This is a genomic window from Rhodococcus sp. TAF43 (genome assembly GCF_052113525.1).
GTDB lineage: Bacteria > Actinomycetota > Actinomycetes > Mycobacteriales > Mycobacteriaceae > Prescottella.
Genome location: NZ_JBFRDL010000012.1, coordinates 119333 through 136906 on the forward strand (window position 1 = coordinate 119333; position 17574 = coordinate 136906).

The following is a 17574-nucleotide window of genomic DNA, read 5'->3' on the forward strand; positions in this document are numbered from 1 at the left end:
CCGTGCGAGCCGGGAACCCGTCAACGCTTGTTGCGGTCCCGCTTCTCCCGCACGCGCACCGAGATACGGACGGGGCTGCCGTCGAAGCCGAACTCTTCACGCAGGCGACGCTCCAGGAACCGGCGGTAGCCGGCCTCGAGGAAGCCCGTGGTGAAGAGCACGAAGGTCGGCGGGCGGGTGCCGGCCTGGGTCGCGAACATGATGCGGGGCAGGCGGCCGCCACGCATCGGCGGCGGCGTGGCCGCCACGACCTCCTTGAGCCAGTTGTTGAGGCGTCCGGTGGGGATGCGCTTGTCCCACGACTCCAGCGCCGTGTCGAGCGCGGGAACGAGCTTCTGGACGGCGCGACCGGTGTGCGCGGAGATGTTGACCCGCTGCGCCCACGGCACGCGGACCAGTTCGCGGTCGATCTCCTTCTCGAGCATCAGCCGCCGGTCCTCGTCGACCAGGTCCCACTTGTTGAAGGCGAGCACCAGCGCACGACCCGTCTCGGCGACCATGCTCAGGACGCGCAGGTCCTGCTCGGTGATCGGCTTCGACGCGTCGATCAGCAGGATCGCGACCTCGGCGGCCTCGATCGCGCCCTTGGTCCGCAGCGAGGCGTAGAACTCGTGCCCGCTGGCGTGGTTGACCTTCTTGCGCAGGCCCGCGGTGTCGATGAACTTCCACACCTTGCCGCCGAGCTCGACCAGCGAGTCGACTGGGTCGACGGTGGTACCGGCGACATCGTGGACCACCGAGCGCTCGTCGCCCGACAGCTTGTTGATCAGGCTGGACTTGCCGACGTTCGGCTTGCCGACCAGCGCCACCCGTCGCGGGCCCTGACCGCCGGTGCCCTCACGCGGGGTCTCCGGCAGGACGGCGAGGACGTCGTCGAGCAGGTCGCCGGTGCCGCGGCCGTGTATGGAGCTGACGGGGCGCGGTTCGCCGAGCCCGAGCGACCACAGCGACGCCACCTCTGACTCGGTGCGGCTGTCGTCGACCTTGTTGGCGACCAGGATCACCGGCGTCTTCGAGCGACGCAGCACCCGTGCCACCGCCTCGTCTGTCGCGGTGGCACCTACGACGGCGTCGACGACGAGCAGGATCGCGTCCGCGGTCTGCATCGCCAGCTCGGCCTGCCGGGCCACCGACTGCTGCAGCCCCTTGGCGTCGGGCTCCCAGCCGCCGGTGTCCTGCACCATGAACCGGCGTCCGGCCCAGTTGGCGTCGTACGAGACACGGTCGCGGGTCACGCCCGGGATGTCCTCGACTACGGCCTCACGGCGGCCGATGATGCGGTTGACGAGCGTCGACTTTCCGACGTTCGGTCGCCCGACCACCGCGAGGGTCGGTACGGCGATGTGGTCTTCGCCGTCCTCACCGTCGATGTAGTCCGCGAGGTCCCAGTCGGACTCCTCGCTCCAGATTCCGTCGCCGGCGTACTCGATCGCCGTCGAATCTCCAGAAAAACCGTCGGTCACTGCACTGCTCCAGTTCTGTCGCCTACCACCAGCAGCAACCTGCCGATCACGTCTTCGATACCCAGTTCGCTCGTGTCCACCGTCACCGAATCCGCCGCGGGACGCAACGGAGATACCGCGCGCGTGGAATCGAGGTGGTCGCGACGCTGCACATCGGCCAGGACGGCGGCGAAGTCGTCACCACGCCCCTCGGCGATGTTCTGGGCGTTGCGTCGCGTCGCCCGCGCCGCCGCGGAGGCGGTCAGGAAGATCTTCACGTCCGCGTCCGGGAGCACGACGGTACCGATGTCACGCCCCTCGACGACGATCCGGCCGGCCTGCTCCGCGATGCGGCGCTGCAGATCCACCAGGAACGTCCGCACCTCGGGCACCGCGGACACTGCGGACACCGCCTGCGTGACGGCCGCACCGCGGATCTCGTCGGTGACGTCCTCACCGTCGAGCTGCACGCCGTCGGTCTGCGGATCGGTCCCGATCGTCAGCGGCAGCGACGCCGTCGCCGCCGCGATCGCCGCGGGATCCGTCACGTCGACACCGCGGCGCAGCACGTGCAGCGTCGCGATCCGGTACATCGCACCGGTATCGAGGTAGCGGGCGCCGAGGCTCGTCGCGACACGACGCGACACGCTCGACTTACCGGTGCCCGACGGGCCGTCGATCGCGACAACCAGTGGGGTCGGTGCGGTCACAGACCCACCGCCCCGTAGAGGCCGCCGACCTCGCCGCGGCCGAGGACGCGCAGGGTGCCGGGGCGCCCGTCGCCGAGCGCGACGGCACCGATGTCGGTGCGGACCAGACGCACCACCGGGTGCCCGACGGCATCGAGGAGACGGCGCACGATGTGCTTCCGGCCCTCGTGCAGGACGATCTTCACCAGCGACTTGCCGCCGTTGATGTCCATCACGGCGAACGAGTCGACCGTGGCGGGGCCGTCGTCGAGCACGACACCGGCCTTGAGCTGCTTGCCGACGTTGCGGTCGACGACACCCTGCACGGTGGCGAGGTACGTCTTGGGCACCTCGTACGACGGGTGCATCAGCCGGTGCGCGAGGTCGCCGTCGTTGGTCAGCAGGATCAGGCCTTCGGTGTCGGCGTCGAGCCGGCCGACGTGGAAGAGGCGCTGACCGGCGGAGACGCGTTCGGACACGATGTCACCGATGCACGGGCGTCCCAGGTCGTCGGACATCGTGGACTGCCAGCCACGCGGCTTGTTCAGGGCGATGTGGACGAGGTCCTTCTTGACGACCACGCGGATACCGTCGACGCGGACGATCGCGTTCTCGGGATCGACCCGCAGGCCCTGTTCGACGACGATGCGGCCGTCGACCTCGACTCGGCCCTGGTCGATGAGTTCTTCGGCTGCGCGGCGGGAGGCGACACCGGCCTGCGCGAGTACCTTCTGCAGCCGCACCCCGTCACCCTTCAAGGGCGCGAGATCACGATCGACCTCCGCGTACTGGTTGCGGGCGGGCTTGGCGTTGCTGATCTTGGGCGCGGGCGCCTGGGCGCGCTGCGGCTTTGTCGACTTCGGCTTTCCACGCTTGTTCAGCGGCTTCTTTGCCGAAGCGTCGGGCCGGCCTGTCGTCGGCTTCTTCTTGCGGTCCGGTGTGCCATCTCGGCGAGCGGGCTTGTTCACTTTTGATCCCTGTCAGTTATCTGGGTCGATCTCGGGGTGCAGCGCGTTTGCCGACCCCGTCGAAGGTGTTGCGTTGTCCATTCTCGCAAATCGCGGGTCGGCTTCGAGGCTCTCAGCGATGTCATCGATCACATCGACGTCGGGAATAAGGGGCGCGATGGGCGGCAGATCGGTCAGAGACGCCAAGCCGAGACGTTCGAGGAACAGTTCGGTGGTCGCGTACGTGGTGGCATTGGTGTCCGGATCAGGGCCCGCTTCGGTGATCAGACCGCGCGCCAGCAGGGTGCGGATCACGCCGTCGACGTTGACGCCGCGGACGGCACTGATCCGGGCCCGGGTCAGCGGCTGCCGGTAGGCGATCACGGCGAGCGTCTCGAGCGCGGCACGGGTCAGCTTGGAGCGGGCACCGTCGAGGAGCAGGCGTTCGACGTAGGGAGCGAACTCGTTGCGGGTGTAGAACCGCCAGCCGTCACCGGCGTACCGCAGGTCGATGCCGCTGCCGCGGGCGGTGAAGTCGGCGGACATGGTCCGCAGCATCGTCTCGATCCGGGCCTCGGGCAGCCCGAGCGCCGACGCGAGGGTCGCGGGGGCGGCAGGAGTATCGAGGACCAGCAGCATCGACTCGAGCGCGGCAGCGAGTCGGTCGTCGGGCAGTTCGACGAACTCGTCCTCGAACGGGCTCATGTCGTCCGCATCGATCGACGTCATTCGTAGTCCTCCTCACTCGCGGGTGCCGACACTTCCTCGCCGGTCCAGCTCACCAGCAGATCCCCCAACGGCTCGGGCTGCTCGAACAGCACCGATCGCTCCCGGTAGAGCTCGAGCAGCGCCAGGAACCGCGCGACGATCTGCACCTGGCTCTCACACTCGACGATCAGATCCCCGAACGGGGCCCAGACGCCGGCGCCGCGCGCACGGAGCAACTCGAGGATCCGTACCGCCTGTTCGGGCACCGACACCGTCGGGACGTGCAGGTGATCCAGTCCGACGGTCGGAACCGGGCGCGGTCGGAACGCGGTCGCGGCGATCTCCGCGAACTGCCGGGGATCGACACCCAGCAGCACCTCCGGCAGCAGCCCGACGAATCGGTCCTCGACCGACACCGACCGCGGATAGCGGCGCAGGGCGGCGGTCTCGAGCTCTCCGAACAGCTGCGCCACCTGCTTGTAGGCGCGGTACTGCAGCAGCCGCGCGAACAGCAGGTCGCGGGCCTCGAGCAGAGCCAGGTCCTCGTCGTCGTCCACCTCGCCGGCGGGCAGCAGTCGTGCCGCCTTCAGATCCAGCAGGGTCGCCGCCACCACCAGGAACTCGGTGGTCTGATCCAGACCCATCTCACTGCCGAGGCCGCGGGTGTACGAGATGAACTCGTCGGTCACCTCCGCCAGCGCCACCTCGGTGACATCCAACTGGTGCTGGCTGATGAGCGTCAGCAGCAGATCGAACGGTCCCTCGAAATTGCGCAGGCGCAGCCGGAAACCCGACTGCTCTCCGGCCGACCGCTCGGCCGGCGCCGCCGCTGCGACATCGGTACTCACATCGCTACCGGCCGGAACGGTGGATCACCTCGCGGGCAAGCGCCCGGTAGGCCTCGGCGCCGCCCGACTTGGGGGCCCACGTGATGATCGGCTCCCCCGCCACGCTGGTCTCGGGGAACCGCACAGTCCGGTTGATGACCGTGTCGTACACCAGGTCACCGAACACCTCCACGACCCGCGACATCACCTCGCGAGCGTGCAGCGTCCGGCTGTCGAACATCGTCACGACGATGCCCTCGAGCGTGAGCCGGGGATTGAGTCGGTCCCGGACCTTGTCGACGGTGTCGTTGAGCAGCGCGAGACCGCGCAGCGAGAAGTACTCGCACTCCATCGGGATGATCACGCTGTCGGCGCACGCGAGCGCGTTGACGGTGAGCAGCCCCAACGACGGCTGGCAGTCGATCAGCACGTAGTCGTAGCGGTCGAGCACCGGGTGCAGCACGCGTCCGAGCGTCTGTTCACGACCCACCTCGGTGACCAGCTGGATCTCGGCGGCCGAGAGGTCGATGTTGCTGGGCAGCAGATCCAGTCCGTCGATCCGGGTGCGCATCAGGACGTCGTCGATCGACGTGCGCTCCACCAGCAGGTTGTGGACCGTCAGATCCAGATCATGGTGTGCCACACCGAGGCCCGCGGACAAGGCGCCTTGCGGGTCGAGATCCACCAGCAGCACGCGGCGTCCGTACTGGGCCAGCGAGGCGCCCAGATTGATCGTCGACGTCGTCTTGCCGACGCCACCCTTCTGGTTGCACATCGCGATGATCCGGGCGGGCCCGTGACCGCTGACCGGCGCCGGTTCGGGAACCTCGCGCAGCGGGCGTCCGGTGGGCCCCAACGGTGCCTCCGATTCGGTCTCGATGCCCTGCCCGATCTCGATCTTCTCTGCATATGACAGCGCGCCCCTGGAATACGGGTGCGCTGGCTCCGCCTCAGGCGGCTGCGGTGTCACCACGGTCCGATGCTCCCCGTCCTGTTGATCCCGTCCTGTCGATAGCTGATGCCGTAACGCTACCGCTTCGTGATCTCAAACGACTGCCAACACGCAACCGCGTCAACGTGCGCGGGGGTGGGCCTGCGCCCACACTTCACGGAGGGCACCCACCGTGACCATGGTGTATATCTGCGTCGTGGTGACCGAGGCGTGGCCCAGGAGTTCCTGGACGACGCGCACGTCCGCGCCGCCGTCGAGCAGGTGGGTGGCGAACGAGTGCCGCAGCGTGTGCGGCGACACCGCGACCGTGATGCCGGCCTTCTCGGCTGCGGTGTGCAGGCCCTGCCACGCGCTCTGCCGGGACAACCGGCCGCCGCGGATGTTGAGGAACAGCGCCGGCGTGCCCCGCACCGACAGCGCGGGGCGTCCCCGCACCAGATAGGCGTCGATCGCGGCGATCGCGGGCCGGCCGACGGGGACGACGCGTTCCTTGCCGCCCTTGCCCCGCAGCAGCACCGCGCGAGACTCGGTGTCGAGGTCGTCGACGTCCAGTCCCACCGCCTCAGAGATCCGCGCACCGGTCGAGTACAGCAACTCGAGCAGCGCCCTGTCGCGGAGAGTGCGCGGGTTGTCGGAGGCGCCGTCGCCACCGGCCGCGTCCAGGACCGCGAGCACGTCGTCGAGGGACAACGATTTGGGCAGACGACGGCCGGGGGTAGGCGGTTTCACGGCCCGGGCGACGTCCACCGACGTCACCCCCTCGGCGGCCGCGAACCGGTGCAGACCGCGGACCGCGATCAACGCCCGCGCCGCCGAACTCGCGGCGAGCGGGACGGTTCCGCTCTCGGGGTCACCCTTGCGCAGGGACACCACGAACTCACTGACATCGGCCTCATCGACCGATCGCAGATCCTCGATGCCGCGGTCCGCGAGGAACCGCGCATACCGGTCCAGGTCGCGCCGGTATGAACTGAGGGTGTTGCGCGCGGCACCGCGCTCGACGGCCAGGTGGTCCAGGTACGTGTCGATCTGTCCGCCGAGCGCCGTCATGCCGGTCCGCGGTCCGCCCCGGCGTGTTTGCGTCGCGCGAACGTCTCGGGCCGGTCGACCCAGTCCGCGTCGGCCGGGCGCAGGACCGCACCGCGTGCGCGGGCCGCCGCCAGCGCGAGGATCCCCGACACCGCGGTCGCGTTGACGATCTCGCCGCGCAGTGCCATCGCCACCGCGTCGTCGAGCGGCACGCGGGCGATCTCGAGGTCGGCCTCCTCGTCGTGCGCGTCCGGACGTCCGACGTCGTGCAGACCCTGAGCCAGGAACACCCGCACCGATTCGTCGGTGAACCCCGGCGACAACGCGACATCGACCAGCACCGACCACCGGTCGGCGGCCAGCCCGGTCTCCTCGACGAGTTCGCGGCGCGCCGCATCCAACGGCACCTCACCGGGCTCGTCGAGCAGACCGGCCGGTAGCTCCCACAGTCGGCGGCCCAGCGGGTGCCGATACTGCTTGATCAGAACCAGCCGGTCGGTGTCGTCGAGCACCGCGACGGCTACTGCCCCGTGATGCTCGACGACCTCCCGATCAGCTTCTCGCCCGCCGGGCATCGCGACCCGGTCCACGCGCAGGGCCACGATCGCCCCGCTGTACACGTCGCGTGAGTCGACCGTGTCGAACTCGTGCTCCCCCGGCAGGCTCATACGGGTGCGCTATCCGACGCTGTCCGCGGTGGCCGGATCGGCCGGTGCGTCGACCGGCGCCTGCATACCTGCCTTGCGGGCGAGGGCAGCGGCGACGAACGCCGAGAACAGCGGGTGCGGACGGGTCGGACGGCTCTTGAGCTCCGGATGCGCCTGCGTCGCAACGAAGAACGGGTGCTTGTCCGCGGGCAGCTCGACGAACTCGACGAGATGGCCGTCCGGCGACGTGCCGGAGAACTGCAGACCGCTCTTGGCGATGCGATCGCGGTACGCGTTGTTGACCTCGTAGCGGTGACGGTGCCGCTCGGAGACGTTCTCGCTGTCGTACGCCTTCGCGACGACCGATCCCTTGGCCAGCACCGCCGGGTAGGCGCCCAGGCGCATCGTGCCGCCGAGGTCGGCTTCGCCGGCGACGATGTGCTCCTGGTCGGCCATCGTCGAGATGACCGGGTGCTTGGTGTCCGGATCGAACTCTTCGGAGTTCGCGTCCTTCAGACCCACCGAGCGCGCCGCCTCGATGACGACGGCCTGCAGGCCCAGGCACAGGCCCAGCAGCGGGATCTGGCGGGTGCGGGCGAAGCGGATCGCGCCGAGCTTGCCCTCGATGCCGCGGATACCGAAACCGCCGGGGATCAGGACGGCGTCGGCCTCGCCGAGCGCGGCCTGGGCACCTTCCTCGGTCTCGCACTCGTCGGACGGAACCCACGAGATCTCGACCTTGGAGCGGTGCGCGAAACCACCGGCGCGCAGTGCCTCGGTGACGGACAGGTAGGCGTCCGGCAGGTCGACGTACTTGCCGACCAGCGCGACGCGGACCGTCTCGCGCGGGTTGTGCACGCGGTCGAGCAGGTCGCCCCACACCGTCCAGTCCACGTCACGGAAGGGCAGGCCGAGCTGACGCACGACGTAGGCGTCGAGTCCCTCGCTGTGCAGCACCTTCGGGATGTCGTAGATCGACGGCGCGTCGGGCGTGGAGATGCAGGCGTCGACGTCGACGTCGCACATCAGCGCGATCTTCGCCTTGAGCGCCTGCGGGACGTCACGATCGCAGCGCAGGATCAGCGCGTCCGGCTGGATACCGATGTTGCGCAGCGCGGCCACCGAGTGCTGCGTCGGCTTGGTCTTGAGCTCACCGGAGGGGCCGAGGTACGGCACCAGCGACACGTGGAGGAAGAAGACGTTCTCCCGGCCGACGTCGTGGCGCACCTGGCGGGCCGCCTCGAGGAACGGCTGGGACTCGATGTCGCCGACGGTGCCACCGATCTCGGTGATCACGACGTCGGGCACCTGGCCCTGGGCGTCGGGGCCGGCCATCGCGAGGACGCGGCTCTTGATCTCGTCGGTGATGTGCGGGATGACCTGGACGGTGTCGCCCAGGTACTCGCCGCGGCGCTCCTTGGCGATGACCGCGGAGTAGACCTGACCGGTCGTCACGTTCGCGAACGCGTTGAGGTCGCGGTCGAGGAACCGCTCGTAGTGTCCGACGTCGAGGTCGGTCTCGGCGCCGTCCTCGGTGACGAAGACCTCGCCGTGCTGGAACGGGTTCATCGTTCCGGGATCGACGTTGAGGTAGGGATCGAGCTTCTGCATCGTCACGCGCAGTCCGCGCGCGGTGAGCAGCTCACCGAGGCTGGAAGCGGTCAATCCCTTACCGAGAGAGGAGGCGACACCCCCGCTCACAAAGATGTGCTTGGTGGCGCTACGCGACTGGATGCGTGACTGTGGCAAAGGGGCTCCCGTGACGACTGTGCAGGACTTGGTCTGAGTTGAGCGTTCTGGGGCCTGCCGACCCACGGGACTTCACGGTAACACCTTCTCGCCCGGCCGCCTCGCACGACGCTCCAGTTCGGGAGCGACAGGCGTCACACCTGTCCTACGGCGTCGGCGCGCCGACGGTCACCGCGGTGGCGCCGGGACCCGTCCCGTACCGTCCGGAACCGCCTCCGAGCTGCTCCTGGAGCGCCAGCACCGTCGTGATTCGACCCGACTCCCGATCGACGTTGTCGACCGTGGTGAGCACCGCCGAGACGGCCGCGTCCGCACGAGCCACCGCGATCGGCCCACTGCCCTCCGCGGCGGCCGGTGGGCCTGCCAGCACGGTGCCGGCGCCACGCCCGTCGAGCGCTCCCGCGAACCGTGCGATCACCGCGCCCCGGTTACCGCCGGTGTTCTCGGGATCCCCCTCACCGGTCAGCACAACCGCCAACTGTGCAGGTTGAACGTTTCCGTCGTAGTCGATGAAGCCGCCGCCACGCAGCGTCTCGAGCGCCAGACCGCGCTCCTCGGGAGTGGTCTGCGGCTGCGCCGTCTGCGGGTTCAGGAGCAGCACCGAGCCCAGCAGGTCTCCCGCCAGACTGCCCTGGTCCACCGCGCCGGTCCGCAACTGGATGCCCGCTGGAATGATGTTCGTCACCGTCGTGCGCAACTGATCGCCGTTGACGGAGTCGACGAACGACTTGGTCAGCGACACGCGACCGGTGATCGCGCCACCGGCCTGGGCCACGACACGGTTGATCCCGTCGATGTCGGCAGGATCGGCATCCGGCGTCGTGACGAGGATCACCGAACGCTGCGCGAGGGTGTCGCGGACGATTCGGTCCGCGACGGCGGAGTCGAAACCGTCCGCCGACATGAGCTGTTCGCCGAGCTGGTTGTTCTCCTGGTTCAGATCCTCGATCTCGTTCTGCAGCTCGGCCTTGTCGTCCCGCAGCCCGGAGAGCATCCCGTTCGACAGCAGCCCGGAACCCAGCACGACGCCGATCGCGAGTGCCAGGAAGATCGCCGCTATGGAGATGGCATGTTGACGCATCGAAATCACTTGAACAGCCCCTGAACCCACAGCGCGAAGCTGTTCCACGTGTCGATTGCCCAGTCCATTGCGTCACCGCCGATGTTCGAGACGACGAGCGCCACGATCACCGCGGTCAGCGCCGCCAGCACCAGCAGCGCGATCGCCGCGCCGGACACCCGGCTGCGGTACAACGTCGCCACGGCCTTGGCGTCCACCAGTTTGGGCCCGACCTTGAGCCTCGTCATGAAGGCCGCCGGGTTGGTATCGCGGCGGCCGCGGTCGAAGAACTCGTCGAGCGAGACGGTGCTGCCGACCGTGACGATGAGCGACGCGCCGTGATGGTCGGCCAGCAGCAGCGCCAGATCCGACGGCGACGCCGACGCCGGGAACGTCATCGCGCCGATGCCGAGGTCCTGGATCCGGGACAGTCCCTGCGCGTGACCGTCCGGGTCGGCCGGCAGCACAACCTCGGCACCGCACTTGAGGGTCTCGGCGGTGATGTCCTCGGGATCGCCGACGATCAGGTCGGGGCGGTATCCCGCCTTCGTCAGGGTGTCGGCGCCGGCGCCGACACCGATGAGGATCGGTGAGTACTCCTTGATGAACGGCTTGAGAGCCTTCAGATCGGCTTGGTGGTCCGGTCCGTCGGCCACGACCACGACATGGCGATCCTCGAGGTCGACGTCGATGTCCGGCACGCCGACGCCGTCGATCAGCAGCGGACTCTCGGAACGGATGAACTCGATCGTGTTGCCCGAGAAGGCCTCGAGATGGTCGACCAGCCCGGTCCTGGCCTCGATCATGCGATCGGAGATCTCGGCCTCGGTCTGCTCCTCACCCTTCGCCAGGGCACGGTCACCGGCGAAGACACTGCCCTCGTGCAGGCGGATCTTCGACCCGTCCTTGATCGCCTTGAAGATCTCCGTCCCGGCCGAGTCGACCAGCACGATGCCGTTGGCGAGCAGCACCTCGGGACCGAGGTTCGGGTAGCGACCCGAGATGGACGGGGACGCGTTGACGACCGCCAGCACGCCGGCGGCCACCAGGGCGTCCGCCGTGACGCGGTCCAGATCGATCTCGTCGAGGACGACGATGTCGCCGTGTCCGACGCGACGCAGCAACTTGGTGGTGTCGCGGTCGACTCGAGCGATGCCACTGATTCCGGGTAGGGATTCGGTCTTTCGGGAGAGCAGCGCCGGCATCTTCATGACCTCGATGATCGCCCGTCGCACGCGGATGATCGTGGAGGCGCGCCGTATCAACTACCACACCCGTCACAGCTATACCAACAGAAAAGTCGGTTTTCGTGCTATGCGTGGGCGGTACTGCGCTCCTGCCCCGCGATCGACAACAACTCCTCGGCGTGCGCGCGGCCGGTCTCCGTGTCGTCCAGGCCGGCGAGCATGCGAGCGAGTTCGACCACCCGATCGTCCTCGGTCAGGGTGCGCACACCACTGTCGACGCCGCGGCGCACGTCGTCGGTCTTGTCCACCACGAGGTGTGTGTCGGCGAAGGCCGCCACCTGCGGCAGATGAGTGACGACAATGACCTGATGGGTCCGCGCGAGACGAGCGAGGCGACGTCCGATCTCCACCGCCGCGCGGCCGCCCACACCGGCGTCCACCTCATCGAAGACCATGGTCGCGCCCCGATCCGAGCCCGCGAGCACCACCTCGAGCGCGAGCATCACGCGGGACAACTCACCGCCCGACGCGCTCTTGCTGATCGGCAGTGCCTGGGCTCCGCTGTGCGCGGCCAGCCGAAACTCCACCTCGTCGACCCCGGACGCTCCGGCATGCAGTTCCCGGCCGTCGACCGCCAGCGGCGCCGAGTCGTTGGGTCCGGCCTCGCGGGCCCGCACCGACACGTCGAGCGCGGCCCGTCCCATCGCGAGACCGGCCAACTCATCGCTGACCGCCTTCGCGAGCTTCGTCGCCGCCTTCGTGCGGGCGGCCGTCAGCTTCACCGCGGCCTCCGCGGTGAGCTTCGCGGTCTCGTCGACGCGAGCAGACAGGTCCGCGAGCGCGTCCGCAGAGACATCGATCTTCGCGAGCCGCTCACGGGCCGTGTCGGCCCACGCCAGCACACCGTCGATGTCTGCCGCGTACTTACGCGTCAGTGCCTTCAGTTCGGCTTGACGGGTCAGCAGAGTGTCCAGCGCACCGGGATCGCTCGGTAGCCCGGACAGGTACCCGGACAGCTCGCCCGAAACGTCCGCGACGACAGCGATCGCCTCGCCCAGCCGCGGCCCCAGTCCCGCCAGGGCCGGATCGTCCGACGACTCGATCCGCGAGCGGGCCTCACCCAACAGGTCGAGGGCCGCCGACGCTCCGCCCAGCGCGTCGTCGTCGACGCCGGCGAGCGCGGCCTGCGCGCCCTCGGCGGCCGAACGCAACGAATCGAGATCACCGAGCCTGCGCACCTCGGTGACAATGTCGGTGTCCTCGCCCGGTGTCGGCGCGGCACGGTCGATCTCCTCGAGCGCGAACGTCAGCTGATCGGCCTCCTGCGCGAGTTCCCGCGTCCGGCTGGTCCGTTCGATCAGCTCCGTCCGCGCCTCGACCCACTCGGCTCGATGCTTGCGGTAGCGCGTGAGCAGCGGGCCGATCGTCTTGTCCGCGAACCGATCGAGCGCGGCACGCTGCTGATCCGGCCGCAGGAGGCGCAGCTGGTCGTTCTGCCCGTGCACGGTGAGCAGCGGGTCGGTGAACTCGGAGAGCACGCCGGCCGGGACACTGCGCCCGCCCAGGTGAGCTCGGGACCGTCCGTCGCCGCCCACGGTGCGCACCGCGATGATGCTGCCGTCCTCGTCCCGCTCCGCACCGCACGACTCGAGCAGTCGCGCAACCTCGCGGTCGACCTGTGGGGCGGAGTCGTCGACGGTGAACCGGCCCTCGACGACCGCACGCGCCGCGCCCACGCGCACGCGTCCGGCGTCGGCGCGCGCACCGCTGAGCAGATGCAGGCTGGTGACGACCATGGTCTTGCCGGCGCCGGTCTCACCCGTGAGTACCGTCAGGCCTGCGTGGAACTGAGCGGAGGCCGACGAGATGGCTCCGAGGTTGTCGATCCGAATCTCCGCCAGCACAGTTACCGCTTCCTCCCTCGCCACCCCGTCACCGGAAGATCGAACTTGCGCACCATCCGGTCCGCGAACGGCGCGGAATCCAGACGGACCCAGCGGATCGGATCCTTGCCGCGTATCACCTCGACGCGGGCACCCGCCGGCAGTTCCAGCGTGCGCCGTCCGTCGCAGAACACGAGGCCGTCGTGGCTGTCCGCCACCGTCTCGACGGCGACGATCGACTCGGGACTGGTGACCAGTGGACGCGCGAACAACGCATGCGCGTTGCTCGGAATGACCAGCAGCGCTTCAAGTTCCGGCCACACGACCGGTCCGCCGGCAGAGAAAGCGTACGCCGTCGATCCGGTCGGTGTCGCGACGAGCACTCCGTCACAGCCGAACGAAGAGACCGGACGGCCGTCGACCTCGAGGACCACTTCCAGCACGCCGAGCCGGGACCGGTTCTCGATACTCGCCTCGTTGAGCGCCCATCCGCGCTGGACGATCCGGTCCTCGATCCGGACCATCACGTCCAGTGTCATCCGGTGCTCGATGCGGTACTCGCGCCGCACCACCTGCTCCATCGCCGCCTCGAGGTGCTCGGCCTCCGCCTCGGCGAGGAACCCGATCCGCCCGAGATTGATCCCCAGGACGGGGACATCCGCGGATTGCGCCAGCTCGGCCGCACGCAGGAAGCTGCCGTCGCCGCCGAGCACGATCACCATCTCGCAATCCGAGGCAGCACCCGGCCCTTCCGGTACCACGGAGACGTCAGGCCGGTCCGACCCCGTCCCGAGTGATTCGACCCGCTCCAGATCGACCTCGTTCTCGAGAAGTCGCAACGCGATGCCCGCGCGGGCACAGATGGCCGCGACACGACGGGCCGTTTCGGTGATCTCGGCACGGCCCGAATGGGCGACCAGCAGAATCTGGCGCGGCGCGGCGACCTCCTGGCCGGCGGTCGCGGGGGTATCGGTCACTGTGGACCTTCCTGAACGGCACGACGAATGAGGTCCTCCACCGACGGCTCGGGACCGCCGGCTCCCCCGATCTCGGCCGGTGYGGTGCCGGTGGCGACGGCGGTGACGTCTTTGCGCAGCCAGAGGAAGTACTCAACGTTGCCGGACGGCCCCGGCAGAGGGCTCGCCACTGCCCCGACCGTCCGCAACCCGAGTTCGGCCGCGGCCTGCGCAACCTCGAGCACCGCGCTCGCACGCAGCTCGGGGTCGCGGACCACGCCACCGGTGCCGACACGTTCCTTGCCGACCTCGAACTGAGGCTTGACCATCGGCACCAGATCGGCGCCCTCGGCGGCGCAGGCGACCAGTGCCGGCAGAACCAGTTTGAGTGAGATGAACGACAGGTCGGTCACCACAAGGTCGGCCGGACCTCCGATGGTCTCCGCATCGATGGATCGGACGTTGGTCCGGTCGATCACGTGGACACGATCATCGGACTGGAGCCGCCACACGAGCTGGCCGTAGCCGACATCGACGGCGACAACTTCACGTGCACCGTTGTGCAGGAGAACGTCGGTGAAACCGCCGGTCGAGGCGCCCGCATCCAGGCACCGCCGACCCTCGACCGTGAGTCCCTCGGGCATGAACGCGTCGAGCGCACCGATCAGCTTGTGTGCACCGCGCGACGCCCACGAGATCTCTTCGTCGACGTCGGTCACGAGCAGCGGCGTGCCGGCCTCGATCGCGGTCGCCGGCTTGGTTGCCACGTTCCCCGAGATGAGGACGCGTCCGGCCGAGATCAATTCGACCGCATGCTCACGTGAGCGAGCGAGCCCCCGCCGCACGAGTTCCGCATCGACTCTTGCTCGACGTGCCACCTCAGACCTTGTCCACTGCTGCCAGGGACTCGACGAGAACATCGTGAGCCCGTTCGAGAATCTGTGCCTGACGTGCGAGTTCCTCGGCATCACCAGACTGGGGCGAGCTACCGGACGCGTCCCCGAGCTGCAACAGCAGCTCGTCGACACGGCGGTGGACGCCCGCCGGATCGGCTCCGCCGCCGGCGTCCGGGAGGTGTTGGCCTGGAAGTGGTACTGACGTGCTCATCGCTGCAAACCTAGCCCATTCGCCCGACAACAGACCACCTGCGACCGGCCGGTGACCCGACCGGTCGCGGCGTCACATCTCGCCCAGAAGGTACGACACGGCGGCGCGCGCCGTGTCGTCACCGGCGCGAACACGGACGAACTCGGGATGCCGCCACGCGGCAGCGAGAACCGACAGGAACGCGCCCGTGCGAGTCCCGTCCGGGACACCGGGAGCAGCGTGGATCACGAGGTCTCCCCCGACGAACTCCACCCGCCACCCCGGCCGAGTGCCGACCGCAGATGCCGAAGCCGGACGGTTGAGAGCGTCCAGCGATTCGGCGACGTAGGTCGGACGGTGCGTCTCGTCGGCGCGCAGCAGATCGGCTGTCGTGCTCACCCCGGTCAGGACCAGCAACGATTCGGCACCCACCGCGTTCGCGCCGGCGATATCGGTGTCGAGGCGATCGCCCACGACGAGCGGCCGTCCGGTGCCCGCACGATTCAGCGCATCCTCCATCAACGGAGAAGCGGGCTTGCCCGCGACGATCGGCTCCCGCCCGGTGGCGGTCCGCACCGCGGCAACCATCGATCCGTTGCCCAGCACCAACCCGCGCTCGGTCGGGAGCGTCGTGTCGACGTTCGCGGCGATCCACAACGCACCCGCCCGGATTGCCAACGTGGCCTCGGCGAGAATCACCCAGTCGGTGGCAGGCGAGTGCCCCTGCACGACGGCGACCGGCTCGTCCTGGAACCGCCGGACGGCACGGAGACCGACGTTCTCGACCTCGGCCGCGAGTGCGTCCGTCCCAACGATGAGGACGGCTGCACCGGGAGCGAGACGCTCCGACAGCAAGCGCGCCGCCGACTGCGAGCTCGTCACGACGTCCGAGTCCGCAGCATGGAAGCCGAGGTCACGCAGATGAGCGGCGACTTCTGCAGGACTCCGGCTGGCGTTGTTCGTCACATACAGCTGACGCTCGTCGCCCGCGTCGAGGGCATCCCGCGCACCCGGAATGACCTCCGGCCCCTGGTAGACGGTGCCGTCGAGGTCGAGCAGCAACACGTCGTACCCCGCGCGGAGTGGGACACCCACTGCCTCCGTCACTGACCGTCTCCGGTCAGCTCGGCCACACGCTCCTCCGCATCGGTGTCACCGTCGAGATCGGCGGCCGCCGAGTTGAGGAACCACTTGAGTCCGTCTTCGATCCGGCCGGCCGCGACGAGCGCGTCGGCGTACGCGTAGAACAGACGGGCCGCAGCCGCACCCGAGCGCGACGCGTCGAGATCCGGAGTCTGCAGCGTCACCACGGCCTGGTCGAACTGCCCCAGATCCATGCGTGCACCCGCGACGACCATCCGCAGTTCGCTGGCGTCCTCACCGGTGAGCGCCCGAGCCTCGTCGCTGCGACCCAGCTCGATGGCACGCTCGGGACGACCCAGACCCCGCTCGCAGTCGGCCATGACCGCGAGGAATCCCGGCCCACCCGACATCCGGCGGGCTGCACGCAACTCGGACAGTGCCTCGGCCCACTCACCAGCGTGGTAGGCCGTGATTCCTGCGGTCTCACGAACCACCGCGATACGTCCGGCGCGCTGGCGTGCGGCACGGGCATGCGCGAGTGCCAGACGCGGGTCGTCCTCGATCAGCCGACCGGCCATCACCAGGTGCCGGGCAACCGCATTCGCATTGTTCTTGTCCAGGCTCAGCAGATCCCGGCGTACTGCGGGATCGAGCTCGCCGGCCTCGACCTCGTCAGGCAGATCCGGCTCGTCGGGGCGAGCGTCACGACGGTTCGGGCCCATGGACTCGCGGCCACGTGCCGGACCGAAGCCGCCCTCGCCGCCACGACGGCGCGGGGCGCCGCCGGTCCCGCGACGGTCGTCACCACGACTGTCGAACTGCCGACGGTCGTCACCGCGACGCTCACCGCGGGCATCGCCCGTGCGACTGTCGCCACCGCGGTACTCGCCGCGATTCTCGGTGCGCCGATCGTCGCGATCGCGCCACTGGCCTCCGCCACCGTTGGGGCGGCCGGCACGGTCCTGCCCACCGCTCGGCGCCTGACGCCGGTCGTCACGTGAACCCTGACGATCCGACGGGCGGCCACCGCGGTTTCCCTGCTGTCCTTGGTGTCCTTCGGAACGGTGAGTGCCGTCTCCGCGGAAGTTCCGACGATCACCACTGCTTTCCGACACAGCCATTCCTTTCATACAAAACACGAAAGGGGACCCAGTGTGTTGGGTCCCCTTTCGGTAACGGATGTTCGGCGGTGTCCTACTCTCCCACACCCTGTCGGGTGCAGTACCATCGGCGCTGGAGGGCTTAGCTTCCGGGTTCGGAATGGGACCGGGCGTTTCCCCTCCGCTATGGCCGCCGTAACTCTATGAAACTGTCACACATTCAATTCCC

17 protein-coding genes and 1 rRNA gene are annotated in these 17574 nt (G+C 69.0%); 1 reads left to right on the plus strand and 17 read right to left on the minus strand.

Translation table 11 applies throughout. The features are described from left to right. Positions 1-20: 20 nt before the first annotated feature. The 14 genes from der to AB4Z09_RS11230 all read right to left on the minus strand — a co-directional run bounded on the left by der (position 21) and on the right by AB4Z09_RS11230 (position 14954). On the minus strand, positions 21-1463 hold the full coding sequence (gene der / locus AB4Z09_RS11165; RefSeq protein ID WP_174910478.1) for a ribosome biogenesis GTPase Der: 1443 nt from the start codon (positions 1461-1463) through the stop codon (positions 21-23). Beyond that, complete coding sequence (gene cmk / locus AB4Z09_RS11170; RefSeq protein ID WP_174910480.1) at positions 1460-2152, minus strand: (d)CMP kinase; 693 nt, start codon at positions 2150-2152, stop codon at positions 1460-1462. Before cmk ends, der begins: the two co-directional genes overlap by 4 nt. Next, positions 2149-3099 carry a pseudouridine synthase gene (locus tag AB4Z09_RS11175; RefSeq protein WP_174910482.1) on the minus strand — a complete coding sequence of 317 codons (951 nt, stop codon included), beginning with the start codon at positions 3097-3099 and terminating at the stop codon, positions 2149-2151. Before AB4Z09_RS11175 ends, cmk begins: the two co-directional genes overlap by 4 nt. 12 nt (positions 3100-3111) lie before the next feature. Continuing rightward, entirely contained in the window at positions 3112-3807 is a 696-nt protein-coding gene (scpB, locus tag AB4Z09_RS11180; RefSeq protein WP_442239733.1) for an SMC-Scp complex subunit ScpB, read from the minus strand. Further along, complete coding sequence (locus tag AB4Z09_RS11185; protein WP_174910483.1) at positions 3804-4634, minus strand: segregation and condensation protein A; 831 nt, start codon at positions 4632-4634, stop codon at positions 3804-3806. The genes scpB and AB4Z09_RS11185 overlap by 4 nt, the downstream gene beginning before the upstream one ends. A 4-nt stretch (positions 4635-4638) precedes the next feature. After that, positions 4639-5529 carry a ParA family protein gene (locus AB4Z09_RS11190; protein WP_397484746.1) on the minus strand — a complete coding sequence of 297 codons (891 nt, stop codon included), beginning with the start codon at positions 5527-5529 and terminating at the stop codon, positions 4639-4641. A gap of 156 nt (positions 5530-5685) precedes the next feature. Beyond that, a complete protein-coding gene (gene xerD, locus AB4Z09_RS11195; protein ID WP_442239734.1) occupies positions 5686-6615 on the minus strand; it encodes a site-specific tyrosine recombinase XerD in 930 nt (309 codons plus the stop codon). Then, a complete protein-coding gene (locus AB4Z09_RS11200) occupies positions 6612-7262 on the minus strand; it encodes an NUDIX domain-containing protein (RefSeq protein WP_174910487.1) in 651 nt (216 codons plus the stop codon). The genes xerD and AB4Z09_RS11200 overlap by 4 nt, the downstream gene beginning before the upstream one ends. Before the next feature lie 9 nt (positions 7263-7271). Next, a complete protein-coding gene (locus tag AB4Z09_RS11205; RefSeq protein WP_114723494.1) occupies positions 7272-8990 on the minus strand; it encodes a CTP synthase in 1719 nt (572 codons plus the stop codon). A gap of 145 nt (positions 8991-9135) precedes the next feature. Then, the gene (locus AB4Z09_RS11210) at positions 9136-10080 is read right to left on the minus strand and encodes a copper transporter (RefSeq protein WP_114723493.1); all 945 of its coding nucleotides are present in this window, start codon (positions 10078-10080) and stop codon (positions 9136-9138) included. After that, positions 10077-11261 carry a putative cytokinetic ring protein SteA gene (gene steA / locus AB4Z09_RS11215; protein WP_114723586.1) on the minus strand — a complete coding sequence of 395 codons (1185 nt, stop codon included), beginning with the start codon at positions 11259-11261 and terminating at the stop codon, positions 10077-10079. The genes AB4Z09_RS11210 and steA overlap by 4 nt, the downstream gene beginning before the upstream one ends. A gap of 101 nt (positions 11262-11362) precedes the next feature. After that, the gene (gene recN, locus AB4Z09_RS11220) at positions 11363-13141 is read right to left on the minus strand and encodes a DNA repair protein RecN (RefSeq protein ID WP_174910490.1); all 1779 of its coding nucleotides are present in this window, start codon (positions 13139-13141) and stop codon (positions 11363-11365) included. 2 nt (positions 13142-13143) lie between these two features. Continuing rightward, positions 13144-14097 (minus strand): NAD kinase, encoded by a 954-nt coding sequence (locus AB4Z09_RS11225; protein WP_114723491.1) that lies wholly within the window; start codon positions 14095-14097, stop codon positions 13144-13146. Continuing rightward, entirely contained in the window at positions 14094-14954 is an 861-nt protein-coding gene (locus AB4Z09_RS11230) for a TlyA family RNA methyltransferase (RefSeq protein WP_442239735.1), read from the minus strand. The genes AB4Z09_RS11225 and AB4Z09_RS11230 overlap by 4 nt, the downstream gene beginning before the upstream one ends. A 43-nt stretch (positions 14955-14997) precedes the next feature. Here AB4Z09_RS11230 and AB4Z09_RS11235 point away from each other — a divergent pair, with 43 nt between their 5' ends. After that, the gene (locus AB4Z09_RS11235; protein WP_174910494.1) at positions 14998-15174 is read left to right on the plus strand and encodes a hypothetical protein; all 177 of its coding nucleotides are present in this window, start codon (positions 14998-15000) and stop codon (positions 15172-15174) included. 81 nt (positions 15175-15255) lie between these two features. Here AB4Z09_RS11235 and AB4Z09_RS11240 read toward each other — a convergent pair whose 3' ends face one another. From AB4Z09_RS11240 to rrf, 3 genes are all read right to left on the minus strand, one after another. Continuing rightward, entirely contained in the window at positions 15256-16269 is a 1014-nt protein-coding gene (locus AB4Z09_RS11240; protein WP_442239736.1) for an HAD-IIA family hydrolase, read from the minus strand. Beyond that, the gene (locus AB4Z09_RS11245) at positions 16266-17366 is read right to left on the minus strand and encodes a hypothetical protein (protein WP_397484742.1); all 1101 of its coding nucleotides are present in this window, start codon (positions 17364-17366) and stop codon (positions 16266-16268) included. The genes AB4Z09_RS11240 and AB4Z09_RS11245 overlap by 4 nt, the downstream gene beginning before the upstream one ends. Positions 17367-17426: 60 nt before the next feature. After that, positions 17427-17543: ribosomal RNA gene (gene rrf, locus AB4Z09_RS11250) — 5S ribosomal RNA — on the minus strand. Between the last annotated feature and the right edge of the window lie 31 nt (positions 17544-17574).